Below are 13,212 nucleotides of genomic sequence, written 5' to 3'. Positions count from 1 at the left end.
AAAAGCCGGCGCAACGGTGCACTGCCGATCGCCTCTTTCATGCCGGGCCAGTTTCGGCATACGTTTCTGTTTTTACACATGTCGCGGCCCCGAAACCGGCCACCTCTTTCTAGCGACGTGCGTTGGGTCGAACACATGCATGGATTGACAAGAGCGGAAGTCGACAAGGTCGAAAGCGCCGAAATGGACGTCAAGGCCGCTCCCTTGCGCCCGCGCGACGCGGCGACGCTGCTCCTGCTCGACCGCCAGGGCAGCGACATCCTGGTGCTGATGGGCCGCCGTCATGCCAGGCACGCCTTCATGCCCGGGAAGTTCGTCTTTCCCGGTGGCCGCACCGACCCGGCCGACAGCCGCATCGAGGTCGTCTCCAACCTCCACCCCGCAGAAGAAACCAAGCTGACGGCAGGAGCGGGCCGCACCAGTGCTGTGCGGGCAAGGGCCATCGCGCTTTCAGCCATCCGCGAGACCTATGAGGAAGCGGGGCTGCTGATCGGCAACAAGGGCCCCTTCTCGACGCGCAAGCATGACTGGCAGGGCTTTGCCGACCACAGCGTGCAGCCCTCGCTCGAAGGCGTGCGTTTCGTGGCCCGCGCGATCACGCCGCCTGGACGCGTCCGGCGCTTCGACACACGCTTCCTTGCCGCCTGGCGCAGCGACGTGGCTGTGGAACTGCCAGGCGGCGGGCCGACCAACGAGCTTCAGGAACTTGTCTGGCTGCCGCTTGCCGAAGCCAGGGAAACGGACGTTCCGACCATCACCCGCACCATATTGGGTGAAGTGGAAAAGCGCCTTGCCGACGACCCCTCGTTGCAGCCCGGTGGAGCGGTTCCGTTCTACCGCATGCTGCACAACCGCTTCATTCGCGATCTTCTTTAGATCCTCGCAAAACGGATTTGTCGTCTTGGCGGTTCACAACACACCTCTATATCCTGCCGGTCGCCCCCTCGAGGCAGATCAGCTATCGTTTCCGCTTCGACTCTCGATAGCGGCCAAGAATCAACCGGTTAGCCGCTCTCATCGCCAATGGACGCCTCTCGCATGACGGCTGGTATCGAGACGCAGGCCGAGGAACGCGTTCACTGGCTGCCGATGATCGCAGCCATTTCCTCGATCAGTGTGGTGGGCATCGCCATCGGCCTCGGCATGCCGCTGCTCAGCGTGATCCTCGAGGCTCGCGGCCATTCGGCCTCGATGATCGGCCTCAACACGGCGGTTGCCGGCATCGCTTCCATTGCCGCAGCCCCTTTTGCCACGCCGCTGGCGACGCGCTTCGGGGTTGCCTGGACGATGCTGGCCATGATCGCGCTGGGAGCGCTCGCCTTCGTCGGCTTTTATTTCGCCCCGGCTTTCTGGATGTGGTTTCCGCTTCGCGCGATGCTGCATCTGGCGCTGACTATCCTGTTCATCCTGTCCGAATTCTGGATCAGCACGTCGGCGCCGCCGCAAAGGCGCGGCCTGGTTCTCGGCATCTATGCGACCGTCTTGTCGCTCGGCTTTGCCGCCGGGCCATGGCTGTTCGCCCATCTTGGCAGCGGCGGGTTCCTGCCGTTTGGCGTCACCATCGTTTTCGTGACGCTGGCGGCGATCCCGGTTCTGGCGGCGCGCAACGAAAGCCCCGTCATCGCGCCGCAAGAGGAGCATAGCGGCTTCCTGCGCTACATCTGGCTGGTGCCGACCGCGACGGCGGCCGTGCTGGTGTTCGGCGCAGTCGAAACCGGCGGCTTCGCGCTCTTTCCGGTCTACGGCAGCCGGATCGGCTATTCGGAAGCCGATGCCGCACTGCTACTGACGATGATCGGCCTGGGCAACGTGCTGTTGCAGATTCCGATCGGCATGGTCAGCGACCGGGTCAGGGATCGCCGCTACATTTTGCTGATTTGCGCCACCGTCGGCCTGCTTGGCACGGTCTTCATGCCGCTGTTCGCGCAGAACTGGCACCTGATGGCGGGGCTGCTGTTCGTGTGGGGCGGCGTGGTGGCGGCGCTCTACACGGTCGGCCTTGCCCATCTCGGCTCGCAATTGTCCGGCCACGAACTTGCCTCGGCCAATGCCGCCTTCGTCCTGTGCTACGGCATCGGCATGGTGCTTGGGCCGCAGGCCATCGGCATCGGCATGGACCTGCTGGGTCCCTCCGGCTTCGGCTGGTCGCTGGCGTTCTTCTTCGGCGGCTACATGGTTCTGGCTGTCGGGCGGATGATCTTCAAGGTGAGCAAGGGTTAGGCAATCTGCGTCAGCGCGGCGCGAAGCTGTTCGCCGATAGGGCTCGGACGCTTCGTCTGACGCGCGACATAGACGTGGACGAAGAAGCCTTCGGCCGCCGCGCGCTCGTCATCGTTGCGAAACAGGCCGATCTCGTAGCGCACCGACGACGTGCCGAGCTTCGCCACCCTCAGACCGGACGTGATCGTGTCCGGATAGCCCATCTCCGCGAAATAGCGGCAGCCGGTCTCAACCACCAAGCCGATACGGTCGCCGCCATGAATGTCGAGCAGGCCGTTTTCGATCAGCCAAGAGTTCACGCTCGTATCGAACAAGGTGTAGTGGACCGAATTGTTGAGATGGCCGTAGACATCGTTGTCGAGCCAGCGCGTGGGAATGGTGCGAAACACCTTGTAGGCGTCGCGTGTGGACGGTGCCGGGCGCTCGCTCATCGTTTCACCAGGCCGCCTTGTAGATCGCCAGCGCGTCGGCCTCGCCGAGTGTGCGGGGATTGTTGACCAGAAGCCTGGTCTGCTTCATGGCGTCGAAGGCCATCTTGGCCAGATGCGCCTCGCCGATGCCGACATCGCGCAGGCGTGGCGGCAGGCCGAGCCGCTGTGACAGCGACGCCAGTTCCTCGATGAATGCCGCACAGAGCCCCTGAACGCCCTCGCCGCCATCGAGCTTGGGAAAGGCATCGGTCGCGATCTCGGCATAAAGGTGCGCCGCCTCCGGTGCATTGAAGCGCAGCACATGCGGCAGCACCAGAGCATTGGACAGGCCGTGCGGCACATGAAAGGTGCCGCCGATCGGGTAAGCCAGCGCATGCACGGCAGCGACCGGCGAATTGGCGAAGGCCTGCCCCGCCAGCATCGAACCCAGCAGCATGGCGCCGCGCGCGGCGATATCCTTGCCGTTGTGGACGGCGGTTTCGATGTTTGCGCCCAGCAGTTGCAGCGCCTGGCGGGCCAGCATCTTCGACAGCGGATTGTTGTTGGCGCTCATCGAGGCATAGGCCTCGATCGCATGCACCATGGCGTCGACGCCTGTGGCGGCGGTGATCGCAGGCGGCAGGCCGAGCGTCAGTTCCGCATCGAGCACAGCGATATCCGGCAGGATGACCGGCGACGAGACACCGCGCTTTTCCTCCTCGCCCACAGTGATGATCGATACCGGGGTCACTTCCGAGCCGGTGCCGGCGGTCGTGGGCACCAGCGCCAGCGGCAGGCGCGGCCCCTTGGCATTGGCAACACCCCATGCGTCGTTGAGCGCCTCGCCCGAGCCGACCAGCAGGGCGGTGAGCTTGGCGACGTCCAGCGACGAGCCGCCGCCGAACCCGACGACACCGCTGATCGAAGCGGCGCGGCCGGCTTCCACCGCCTTGTTGAGCGTCGCCAGGGACGGATCGGCTTCGACCGCGTCGAAAACGGTCACGGCAATGCCTTCCTCCTCCAGTGAGCGGATGGCGTTGTCGCAAAGGCCGAGCTTGCGCAGGCCCGGATCGGTGACGACGAGGACGCGGGCGCCAAGCTTGCGCCCGGCAAGTTTGCCCAGGCGCCTGGACGCTCCCGCCTCGAAAACGACGGAAGGAGTTGTGCTGAAAGTAAACGGGGTCATGTCGGTTATTCCATCTGCGGACGGCTGCGGCGTGCTTTCAGATCGACGCAGTCGCGCTTGCCGGATCGTCGAAGCCGTTCCCCCGAAGCTGCAGCGGGCGAAACGGATCGCATCGGCACCTTACAGACTGGAAACATCGATGGGCAACGCCCGGTCAGGCGCATTTACCCGTTCGCTACCCCTTCTTTAGAATGATATGGCACTGGGGGTCGATGGATGCGTTTCCGACGAGAGATGCGCGAGACAATGTATACGCCGTCCGGTGTTGAAACAAGCAAAGCGTTGGGCGCAAAGCCTTAAGCGGGATGTCGTCGCGCTGTGGATCGCCACGCACGACTCGCGCACTCCCTGGCTCGCCAAGCTGGTCGCCGGAGCCGTGGCTGCTTATGCACTGAGCCCGATCGATCTCATTCCGGACTTCGTGCCTGTGCTTGGCTATCTCGATGATCTGGTCATCGTGCCTTTGGGCATAGCGCTTGCCATCCGCCTTGTTCCGCCCGAACTCATGGCAGAATACCGAGCGAAGGCTGCCCTGATCGCAACCCGCCCCAGAAGCCTTGTTGCAGCAGCGGCAATCGCAATGATTTGGGTGTTGGCGCTTGCCGCGCTAGCATATTGGGTATTCCGGGTCGGCCGCTGAGGCGCGGCACGGTGGCACGCCGGCAGCGCGACGCTTGCCATCCGGCCAATTTCCTGTATAGACGCCCGCAATCTGCCGGTCCTGGCTGGGGGCTGAACGGAGGGCCGTAGGTTTGCAAAACCCACGACAGGAAGCCAGAAGTGCTTTTGCCTCCCGTGTCTCCGCTCTCGACCGTCTCGAAATGCTCCTTTCTTCACCGCCCCCTTTTAGGGAAATCGGCGGGTCAAGAGAAGTTGCAGAGGCTTTTGCCGCCGGGGACCGGGAGAGAAACGAAGAAAGGCAAGACAAATGGCTCTTTACGAACATGTGTTCCTTGCCCGGCAGGATCTGTCGCAGCAGCAGGTCGATGAGCTCGTTGAACGTTTCAAGGGCGTCATCACCGCAGGCGGCGGCTCGACTGGCCGGGTTGAGAACTGGGGACTGAAATCCCTCACCTACCGGGTCAAGAAGAACCGGAAGGCTTACTACACGCTGATGGACCTCACCTGCCCGCCGGCGGCGCTCGCCGAGATGGAGCGTCAGATGGGCCTGTCCGAAGACGTGCTGCGCTTCATGACCGTCAAGGTCGAAGCGCATGAGGAAGGCGTCTCGGCCATGATGCAGAAGCGCGAAGAGCGCTCCGATCGTGGCGGCTTCGGCGACCGTGGCGACCGCCCGTCGCGCGGCTTCGGCGACCGTGACCGTGGTGATCGCCCGGCCCGTTCGTTCGGCGACCGCGATGGTGGCGGCGAGCGTGCTCCGCGCGCCCCGCGCAGCTTTGAAGGAGGTGCAGAATAATGGTCGACATCAACCAGATCCCGACCCGGCGCCCTTTCCATCGCCGCCGCAAGACCTGCCCGTTCTCCGGCGCCAATGCACCGAAGATCGACTACAAGGACGTGCGTCTTCTGCAGCGCTACATTTCCGAGCGCGGCAAGATCGTGCCGTCGCGCATCACGGCCGTCAGCCAGAAGAAGCAGCGTGAACTCGCCAAGGCGATCAAGCGCGCCCGCTTCCTCGGCCTTTTGCCCTACGTGGTCCGTTAACACCCTCCGGAGCGGGCGGCTTGCCGCCCGTCTCCTTCCCTCCGTGACGGGCACGGCTGGAAACCTGAAAATCCCGAGTTGAGACCGGCTTGCCGTCTCTAACTGCCACAGACGGGCAGGACAGCGAAAAGGACGCGACACGCGCCGCCAAGCTTCCTCTGCCTGTCACTTTGTTTCACGCAATTCCGGACGGAACACCGTTTCGTCTTTTCCCGGAATTGCTCAAGAAAGGACAAGAACATGGAAGTCATCCTTCTCGAACGCGTTTCGCGCCTCGGCCAGATGGGCGATACCGTCAAGGTCAAGGACGGGTTCGCCCGCAATTTCCTTCTGCCCAAGGGCAAGGCGCTGCGCGCCAACGAAGCCAACAAGAAGAAGTTCGAAGGCCAGCGCTCGCAGCTCGAAGCCCGCAACCTCGAGCGCAAGTCGGAGGCCCAGTCGGTCGCCGACCAGCTCGACGGCAAGAGCTTCGTGGCCGTTCGCTCGGCTGGTGAAACCGGCCTCCTCTACGGCTCGGTCTCGACGCGCGACATCGCCGACCTGTTGACCGCCGAGGGCTTCAGCGTCGCCCGCAACCAGGTCGAACTGAACCACCCGATCAAGACCATCGGCCTGACCAACGTGGCGATCTCCCTGCATCCGGAAGTCGAGGTCACCATCACCCTCAACATCGCACGTTCCACCGACGAGGCGGAGCGGCAGGCGCATGGCGAAGAACTGACCACCGCCGAGGCCATCTATGGCGATGACATCAACGACAACGCCCGGCCGGACAATTTCTTTGACCCGAACGCAGAGGACGAAGGCGAAGGGGAATAGGCCTTACGGCCTCTCCATTCCGGCTTTTTAGCCTTTTGACTTCCGGAAAGCGATTTCTGGACCAAGAACCCGGGCCTGGCGCCCGGGTTTTTTGTGCCAGATGGAACTTTTCAAAGCCTTCGCTTTTTAGCAAGATCAGCCAGCAGCGCTGTCTGACAGAGGGCGAGCCATGAACATCCTGTTGCAACAGATTATCGATAGGGTCATTCATACCGGCAATCTGACCGTCACCGGACCGACGGGCGCCACCAGAACCTACGGCGACGGTTCCGGCGACAAGGTGCACATGGTCATCCACACCAAGCGCGCCGAGCGAGCCATCGCGCTCCACCCGTCGCTTGCCATTCCCGAAGCCTTCATGGACCAGGAACTCGACTTCGTCGAAGGCGGCGTCCTGGGTTTCCTCAACCTCGTGTACAGCAATGTCGGCATCACGTGGACCGATTCCAGTTGGGGCAAGCTGGTCAATTCGGCGCGGCTGGCGTTCCGCCCCTTGCAACAGCTGAACACGACCCGCCGCTCCAAGAAGAACGTGGAACACCACTACGACCTGTCGGGAGCGCTCTACAAACTCTTCCTCGACGAGGACATGCAGTATTCCTGCGCCTATTTCGAGCGGCCGGACATGACGCTGGAAGAGGCGCAACTGGCCAAGAAGCGCCACATCGCCGCAAAGCTGCGCATCAAGCCGGGCCATACGGTGCTGGACATCGGTTGCGGCTGGGGCGGGCTCGGCCTCTACATCGCCAAGACCTTCGAGACCGACGTTCTGGGCATCACGCTCTCCAGCGAGCAGCACCAGGTGGCGACGGACCGCGCGCATGCGGAGGGGCTGGAGCGCAACGTTCATTTCGAGCTGCGCGACTACCGCGACCTTTCGGAGCGCTTCGACCGCATCGTTTCGGTCGGCATGTTCGAGCATGTCGGCATCACGCAATACCAGACCTATTTCGACAAATGCGCGACCCTGCTGAAGCCGGACGGGGTGATGTTGCTGCACACGATCGGCCGCACCGCGCCGCCCACCACCACCAACGCCTTCATCCGCAAGCACATCTTCCCCGGCGGCTATATCCCGGCGCTGTCGGAAATCATGCCGGCCATCGAGAAATCCGGACTTGCGGTCACCGATGTCGAGATCCTGCGGCTGCACTACGCCGAAACGCTCAAGCATTGGCGCGAGCGCTTCCTGGCCAACCGCGACAAGGTCAAGGCGATCTACGACGAACGCTTCTGCCGCATGTGGGAATTCTACCTGTCCGGGTCGGAAGCCTCGTTCCGCTGGCAGGATCTGGTCAATTTCCAGATCCAGCTGACGCGCAAGAACGATGTCTTGCCGATTACGCGCGACTACATCTCCAAATGCGAGAAGACGCTGGGGATGCATGAGATGGCGCATGGCAAGGCAGTCGCGCAGGACAGGCCGGCGAGCAAGGCCAAGCCCGCGCCGAAGACGGTTCGCAGCCGCAATGTCTCGGGTCGGAAATAGGCACTGAAACGGCGGCACGTTCCGGCTTGTAAACCGGGCCGATTGCGGCGAATAAGATCTCGCTATCATCGAGGCCCGCTCATGACCTATGTTTACTACGCCGCGGCCGCACTGGCCGAGATCGCCGGATGCTTCGCATTCTGGGCATGGTTGCGGCTGGACAAGTCGCCGCTGTGGCTGGCGCCGGGGCTGGTTTCGCTCATCCTGTTCGCCTGGCTTTTGACGCTGGTGGACAGCGATGCGGCGGGACGCACCTATGCCGCTTATGGCGGTATCTACATCGCCGCGTCGCTTGGCTGGCTGTGGCTGGCCGAAGGCGTGCGGCCCGACCGTTGGGACCTTGTCGGCGCCGTGGTGTGTCTGACGGGCGCTTCGGTCATTCTTTTTGCGCCACGCGGAGCCTAAGGACCAATCGACATTCAGGGTTTGGAGCTTGCCCACCGTCGAGGCTTCGCGACGTGGAAATGGGCGATTTTGGCCATATCCCTGCGGGACGCAGCGGATTTCAGCCCCGACTGCGTCGAAAATGCTCGACGGTGGTCGACACCGCCTTGCGCTTTTCTCCTTTTCAGGACCGAAATCCGGCTCGCGCCACGCCCGAAACCTGAATGTCGACTGGTCCTAGTTCTTGGAACTGCCCGCACAGCTTCGGCAAGCCGTCGATGAACTTTTGGAAAATACGCCGCTGAATACCATCAAGACGGCGGCGAAAACCCTGTCGGAGCGCTACCGGGCAGAGACGCGCGACGGTCGGCTGCACATGGGCGAGGACCTCGCGGTCAAGGCCTATCTCGCCACCCGCCTGCCTGCCACCTATGCAGCAGTGCGCGCCAGCCTTGACGCCATCGGTGAGACACGACCGGACTGGACGCCGGCAAGCCTGCTCGACATCGGCGCCGGTCCTGGAACAGTGCTTTGGGCCGTTGCCGACGCCTGGCCGGTGCTTGAGCGCGCCACCTTGCTGGAGGCAAGCACGGCTGCTCGGCGCACCGGTGAAAGGCTGGCCGGACTGCTTGCCCTTCCGACAGACTGGAAAAGCGGCGACGCCACCATCGACATGGCCGAGTTGCCGGCAGCGGACCTCGTCGCCGCTGCCTATGTGCTGGACGAGATCGTGCCTTCGGCGCTGCCGAAACTGATCGAGCGGCTGTGGCAGTTGAGCACCGATACGCTGCTCATCGTCGAACCCGGCACGCCGGCTGGATGGGAGCGGGTCATGGCGGCGCGTGCGCAACTGATCACCGCTGGTGCCCACATCCTGGCCCCCTGCCCGCACCAGCGTCCCTGCCCGCTTGCAGCGCCCGACTGGTGCCATTTCGCCCGGCGCGTGGCGCGTTCACGGCTGCACCGGTTGGCCAAGGATGCCGACGTGCCGTGGGAAGACGAGAAATTCGTCTACCTTGCCGCCACTCGCCAACCCGTCGCTCCACCGGGGCCGCGCGTGCTTGCCCCGCCCAGGGCCGGATCGGGCAAGGTCGACCTGAAACTGTGCGGGTTGGATGGACAGGCGAGCCAGCGCCTTTTTACCAAGCGTGACGGCGATGCCTTCAAGCGCGCCCGGCGCGTCGACTGGGGCGATGCGCTCATCGATTGACGCGGCTATATATTCCTGTTTTGTTCTTGCAAATCCCGACCTCGATTCGAGTCAATGCAGATTCTTTCCACCGGAGCCATCTGGCTGTGAATCGCGGGCAAGAAAGGTCATTCAGTTGGTTGTGATGCAGATATGTCAGCACCCCTTTTCGCCGTTCTGATATCGAGGAGCCTGATTTTAGTCAGAGGGAATCATGGCTGAGGCAGCGCGCAAGTTCGGGACACCAGAAACACCGCTCTATCGCGAGGCGCCCAACAACATCGAGGCCGAGCAGGCGCTGCTCGGCGCCATCCTCGTCAACAACGACGCCTTCTACCGCATCTCCGATTTCCTCAAGGCCGCGCATTTCTACGAGCCCCTGCACCGCAAGATCTTCGAGGTTTCGGCCGAACTGATCCGCATGGGCAAGATGGCCAATCCGGTGACCATCAAGACCTTCCTGCCGGCCGACGAGAAGGTCGGCGACATGACGGTTTCCCATTATCTCGCCCGGCTGGCCGCCGAAGCCGTCACCGTCATCAACGCCGCCGACTATGGCCGCGCCATCTACGATCTGGCCACGCGCCGGGCGCTGATCACGGTCGGCGAGGACATGGTCAACATCGCCTATGACGCGCCGGTCGACATGTCGCCCTCCGATCAGATCGAGGACGCCGAGCGGCGGCTGTTCGAACTGGCCGAAACCGGGCGCTACGATGGCGGCTTCGAAAGTTTCACCGATGCGGTGAAGACCGCCGTCGACATGGCCAATGCCGCCTATATGCGCGACGGCGGCCTTTCCGGTGTCGCAACCGGCCTGCGCGACCTCGACCGGCGCATGGGCGGCTTGCAGTCCTCCGACCTGATCGTGCTTGCCGGCCGCCCCGGCATGGGCAAGACGTCGCTGGCCACCAACATCGCCTTCAACATCGCCGAAGCCTATGTACCGGCGCAGCAGGCGGACGGCTCGTTCAAGGCGGCCAATGGCGGCGTGGTCGGCTTCTTCTCGCTCGAAATGTCGTCGGAACAGCTCGCCACGCGCATCATTTCCGAGCAGACCGAAATTCCGTCGTCAAAAATCCGCCGTGGCGAGATCAGCGAACTGGATTTCGAAAAGCTGGTCGCCTGCTCGCAGACCATGCAGAAGCTGCCGCTGTTCATCGACCAGACCGGCGGCATCTCGATCGCGCAGCTTGCGGCGCGGGCGCGGCGGCTGAAGCGCCAGCGCGGCCTCGACGTCATCGTCATCGACTATATCCAGCTGATGCAGGGGTCGTCCGCCAAGGCCAGCCAGGGCCGCGTGCAGGAAGTGACAGAAATCACCACCGGCCTGAAGGCGCTGGCCAAGGAATTGTCGGTGCCGATCATTGCGCTGTCGCAGTTGTCGCGTCAGGTCGAAAACCGCGACGACAAGCGCCCGCAACTCTCCGACCTGCGCGAATCCGGGTCGATCGAGCAGGACGCCGACGTGGTGATGTTCGTGTTCCGCGAGGAATATTACCTCAAGAACAAGGAGCCCAAGCACGGCACGCCAGAATATGTGCAGTGGGAGAACGACATGAACGAGGCCCGCGGCAAGGCCGAAGTCATCATCGCCAAGCAGCGCCATGGCCCTACCGGCACGATCGGCCTCGGCTTCCAGGGCGAATTCACCCGCTTCTTCGACCTGGCCGAGGACAGCCACCTGCCGGAGAGGTTCGAGTAAGCCCCTCGCATGGCAAAACCCCGCGTTCAGTTCATCTGCCAGAATTGCGGCTCGGTGCATCAGCGCTGGGCCGGCAAGTGCGATGCCTGCGGCGAGTGGAACACACTGGTTGAAGAAGGCACCAGCGGCGGCATCGGCTCGGGTCCGGCTTCGGCCCGCAACGCCCGCAAAGGGCGTGCGGTGGTGCTCACCACGCTGTCGGGCGAGATCGAAGATGCGCCGCGCATCGTCTCCGGCATCGGCGAGCTTGACCGCGCCACCGGCGGCGGTTTCGTGCGCGGCTCGGCGCTGCTGGTCGGCGGCGACCCCGGCATCGGCAAATCGACGCTGCTGACACAGGCGGCGGCGGCACTCGCCAGCCGGGGCCATCGCATCGTCTATGTATCGGGCGAAGAGGCCGTGGCCCAGATCAGGCTGCGCGCGCAGCGGCTTGGCGTTGCAGACACGTCTGTCGAGCTTGCCGCCGAAACCAATGTCGAGGACATCCTTGCCACGATAGCCGACGGCAAGCGCCCTGACCTCGTCATCCTCGATTCGATCCAGACCTTGTGGACCGACCTTGCCGATTCGGCGCCCGGAACCGTAACCCAGGTGCGCGCGGCGGCGCAGGCGATGATCCGCTATGCCAAATCGACCGGTGCCGCCATCGTTCTGGTCGGCCATGTCACCAAGGAAGGCCAGATCGCCGGCCCGCGCGTGGTCGAGCACATGGTCGACGGCGTGCTCTATTTCGAGGGCGAAGGCGGCCACCACTACCGCATCCTGCGCACCGTGAAGAACCGCTTCGGCCCGACCGACGAGATCGGCGTGTTCGAAATGTCGGACAAGGGCCTGCGCGAGGTGGCGAACCCGTCGGAACTGTTCCTCGGCGAGCGCCATGCCAAATCGCCCGGTGCCGCGGTCTTTGCCGGCATGGAGGGCACACGGCCCGTGCTGGTCGAAATCCAGGCTCTGGTCGCGCCCTCCTCGCTCGGCACGCCGCGCCGCGCCGTGGTCGGCTGGGACGGCGCGCGGCTCTCCATGGTCCTGGCCGTGCTGGAAGCCCATTGCGGGGTACGCTTTTCCCAGCATGACGTCTATCTCAACGTCGCCGGCGGCTACCGTATTTCCGAACCGGCCGCCGATCTTGCGGTCGCCTCCGCCCTGGTTTCCTCGCTCACCGGTATTGCCCTTCCCGCCGATTGCGTCTATTTCGGCGAAATCAGCCTTTCGGGTGCCATCAGACCCGTTGCGCACGCGCAACAACGTCTGAAGGAAGCCGAAAAGCTGGGTTTTGGAAGCGCGGTGCTGCCCTTGGCAAGCTCGAAAGGCAGTGAGGAGATCACCGGCGGAATAGGGGCCGGTGCTTTTCGACCCACCGAGCTTGCAGACCTGGTGGCGCGCATCGCCGGCACTCGCCGCAGCCGCGCCCAGGAAGACGAATGACGCGGCTCATGAAGTGGGGCGATGACCATGCCGATTACGCTGCTTGACGGAATTCTCGTCGGCTTCACCCTGGTTTCGGCGATGCTGGCGATGGTCCGCGGCTTTTCGCGCGAAGTGCTGTCGATCGCCTCATGGGCGGCTTCCGCAGCGGCGGCCTTCTTCTTCTACAAGCCGATCCTGCCCTACGTTCAGCCCTATATCGACAATGAAAAGATCGCCATGGCCGCCGCCGCCGGCATCGTCTTCATCGTCGCTTTGATCGTGGTGACGGTCGTCACCATGAAGATTGCCGACTTCATCATCGATTCGCGCATCGGCGCGCTCGACCGCACGCTGGGCTTCCTCTACGGCGCGGCGCGCGGCATCCTGGTGGTGGCCGTCGGGCTGTTGTTCTTCAACTGGCTGGCCGGCGACAAGGCGCCTGCCTGGATCGAAGCCGCGAAGTCGCGGCCGCTGCTGGAATCGGTCGGCGCCAAGCTTGAAAGCCTGCTGCCGGAAGATCCGGAAAACGCCATACTGAAGCGCCTCAATCAGAGCCAGCAGACGCCCGATAGCGGCACCGCGGCTCCGCCTGTGACCGAAGCTCCCGCACCCGGCAGCGACGGTACGGCGGCACCTGACGACGGCGCCGATGCACCGCCGAACGAAGAGACGCCGGCGACCAACAACTGAGGCGCGGCAAGACTTGAGAACTTCACGTTGCCCTAAGGCAATCACAAG

The 13,212-nt window shown here is 63.6% G+C and carries 14 protein-coding genes; 12 read left to right on the top strand and 2 right to left on the bottom strand.

Features of this window, described 5'->3' with window-relative positions; translation table 11 throughout:
- Positions 1-135 precede the first annotated feature (135 nt).
- On the top strand, positions 136-876 hold the full coding sequence (locus tag ASD64_RS10945; RefSeq protein ID WP_056104833.1) for an NUDIX hydrolase: 741 nt from the start codon (positions 136-138) through the stop codon (positions 874-876).
- 162 nt (positions 877-1,038) lie between these two features.
- Positions 1,039-2,220, top strand: a complete 1,182-nt coding sequence (locus ASD64_RS10940; protein ID WP_056105085.1) for an MFS transporter — start codon at positions 1,039-1,041, stop codon at positions 2,218-2,220.
- Here ASD64_RS10940 and ASD64_RS10935 read toward each other — a convergent pair.
- Together ASD64_RS10935 and ASD64_RS10930 are read right to left on the bottom strand one after the other, a co-directional pair.
- On the bottom strand, positions 2,217-2,651 hold the full coding sequence (locus ASD64_RS10935; protein WP_056104831.1) for an acyl-CoA thioesterase: 435 nt from the start codon (positions 2,649-2,651) through the stop codon (positions 2,217-2,219). The genes ASD64_RS10940 and ASD64_RS10935 overlap by 4 nt on opposite strands.
- A gap of 4 nt (positions 2,652-2,655) precedes the next feature.
- A complete protein-coding gene (locus ASD64_RS10930) occupies positions 2,656-3,816 on the bottom strand; it encodes an iron-containing alcohol dehydrogenase (protein ID WP_056104829.1) in 1,161 nt (386 codons plus the stop codon).
- Positions 3,817-4,078: 262 nt separating this feature from the next.
- Here ASD64_RS10930 and ASD64_RS10925 point away from each other — a divergent pair, with 262 nt between their 5' ends.
- From ASD64_RS10925 to ASD64_RS10880, 10 genes are all read left to right on the top strand, one after another.
- Positions 4,079-4,456, top strand: coding sequence for a YkvA family protein (locus ASD64_RS10925; protein ID WP_056104827.1), 378 nt, complete (start codon positions 4,079-4,081; stop codon positions 4,454-4,456).
- 288 nt (positions 4,457-4,744) lie between these two features.
- Entirely contained in the window at positions 4,745-5,233 is a 489-nt protein-coding gene (gene rpsF, locus ASD64_RS10920; RefSeq protein WP_056104826.1) for a 30S ribosomal protein S6, read from the top strand.
- Positions 5,233-5,481 carry a 30S ribosomal protein S18 gene (rpsR, locus tag ASD64_RS10915; protein WP_006203718.1) on the top strand — a complete coding sequence of 83 codons (249 nt, stop codon included), beginning with the start codon at positions 5,233-5,235 and terminating at the stop codon, positions 5,479-5,481. The genes rpsF and rpsR overlap by 1 nt, the downstream gene beginning before the upstream one ends.
- A gap of 240 nt (positions 5,482-5,721) precedes the next feature.
- Positions 5,722-6,300, top strand: coding sequence for a 50S ribosomal protein L9 (gene rplI, locus ASD64_RS10910; protein ID WP_056104824.1), 579 nt, complete (start codon positions 5,722-5,724; stop codon positions 6,298-6,300).
- 169 nt (positions 6,301-6,469) lie between these two features.
- Entirely contained in the window at positions 6,470-7,789 is a 1,320-nt protein-coding gene (locus ASD64_RS10905; RefSeq protein ID WP_056104822.1) for an SAM-dependent methyltransferase, read from the top strand.
- An 81-nt stretch (positions 7,790-7,870) separates the two neighbouring features.
- On the top strand, positions 7,871-8,194 hold the full coding sequence (locus ASD64_RS10900; protein WP_056104819.1) for a YnfA family protein: 324 nt from the start codon (positions 7,871-7,873) through the stop codon (positions 8,192-8,194).
- Positions 8,195-8,417: 223 nt separating this feature from the next.
- The gene (locus ASD64_RS10895; RefSeq protein WP_056104817.1) at positions 8,418-9,383 is read left to right on the top strand and encodes a small ribosomal subunit Rsm22 family protein; all 966 of its coding nucleotides are present in this window, start codon (positions 8,418-8,420) and stop codon (positions 9,381-9,383) included.
- A 193-nt stretch (positions 9,384-9,576) separates the two neighbouring features.
- Positions 9,577-11,067 carry a replicative DNA helicase gene (locus tag ASD64_RS10890; RefSeq protein WP_056104815.1) on the top strand — a complete coding sequence of 497 codons (1,491 nt, stop codon included), beginning with the start codon at positions 9,577-9,579 and terminating at the stop codon, positions 11,065-11,067.
- 9 nt (positions 11,068-11,076) lie between these two features.
- Positions 11,077-12,492 carry a DNA repair protein RadA gene (radA, locus tag ASD64_RS10885; protein WP_056104812.1) on the top strand — a complete coding sequence of 472 codons (1,416 nt, stop codon included), beginning with the start codon at positions 11,077-11,079 and terminating at the stop codon, positions 12,490-12,492.
- 27 nt (positions 12,493-12,519) lie between these two features.
- On the top strand, positions 12,520-13,164 hold the full coding sequence (locus tag ASD64_RS10880) for a CvpA family protein (protein ID WP_056105083.1): 645 nt from the start codon (positions 12,520-12,522) through the stop codon (positions 13,162-13,164).
- The last annotated feature ends 48 nt before the right edge of the window (positions 13,165-13,212 follow it).

Source organism: Mesorhizobium sp. Root157, assembly GCF_001427385.1.
GTDB lineage: Bacteria > Pseudomonadota > Alphaproteobacteria > Rhizobiales > Rhizobiaceae > Mesorhizobium.
Note: the sequence above shows the minus strand (reverse complement) of the source record. Positions and strands in the feature narration are given on the sequence as shown.

Coding starts and splice junctions, on each gene's coding strand:
- ASD64_RS10945 (WP_056104833.1), top strand. CDS start 136: ATGCATGGATTGACAAGAGCGGAAGTCGACAAGGTCGAAAGCGCCGAA.
- ASD64_RS10940 (WP_056105085.1), top strand. CDS start 1,039: ATGACGGCTGGTATCGAGACGCAGGCCGAGGAACGCGTTCACTGGCTG.
- ASD64_RS10935 (WP_056104831.1), bottom strand. CDS start 2,651: ATGAGCGAGCGCCCGGCACCGTCCACACGCGACGCCTACAAGGTGTTT.
- ASD64_RS10930 (WP_056104829.1), bottom strand. CDS start 3,816: ATGACCCCGTTTACTTTCAGCACAACTCCTTCCGTCGTTTTCGAGGCG.
- rpsF (WP_056104826.1), top strand. CDS start 4,745: ATGGCTCTTTACGAACATGTGTTCCTTGCCCGGCAGGATCTGTCGCAG.
- rpsR (WP_006203718.1), top strand. CDS start 5,233: ATGGTCGACATCAACCAGATCCCGACCCGGCGCCCTTTCCATCGCCGC.
- rplI (WP_056104824.1), top strand. CDS start 5,722: ATGGAAGTCATCCTTCTCGAACGCGTTTCGCGCCTCGGCCAGATGGGC.
- ASD64_RS10905 (WP_056104822.1), top strand. CDS start 6,470: ATGAACATCCTGTTGCAACAGATTATCGATAGGGTCATTCATACCGGC.
- ASD64_RS10900 (WP_056104819.1), top strand. CDS start 7,871: ATGACCTATGTTTACTACGCCGCGGCCGCACTGGCCGAGATCGCCGGA.
- ASD64_RS10890 (WP_056104815.1), top strand. CDS start 9,577: ATGGCTGAGGCAGCGCGCAAGTTCGGGACACCAGAAACACCGCTCTAT.
- radA (WP_056104812.1), top strand. CDS start 11,077: ATGGCAAAACCCCGCGTTCAGTTCATCTGCCAGAATTGCGGCTCGGTG.
- ASD64_RS10880 (WP_056105083.1), top strand. CDS start 12,520: ATGCCGATTACGCTGCTTGACGGAATTCTCGTCGGCTTCACCCTGGTT.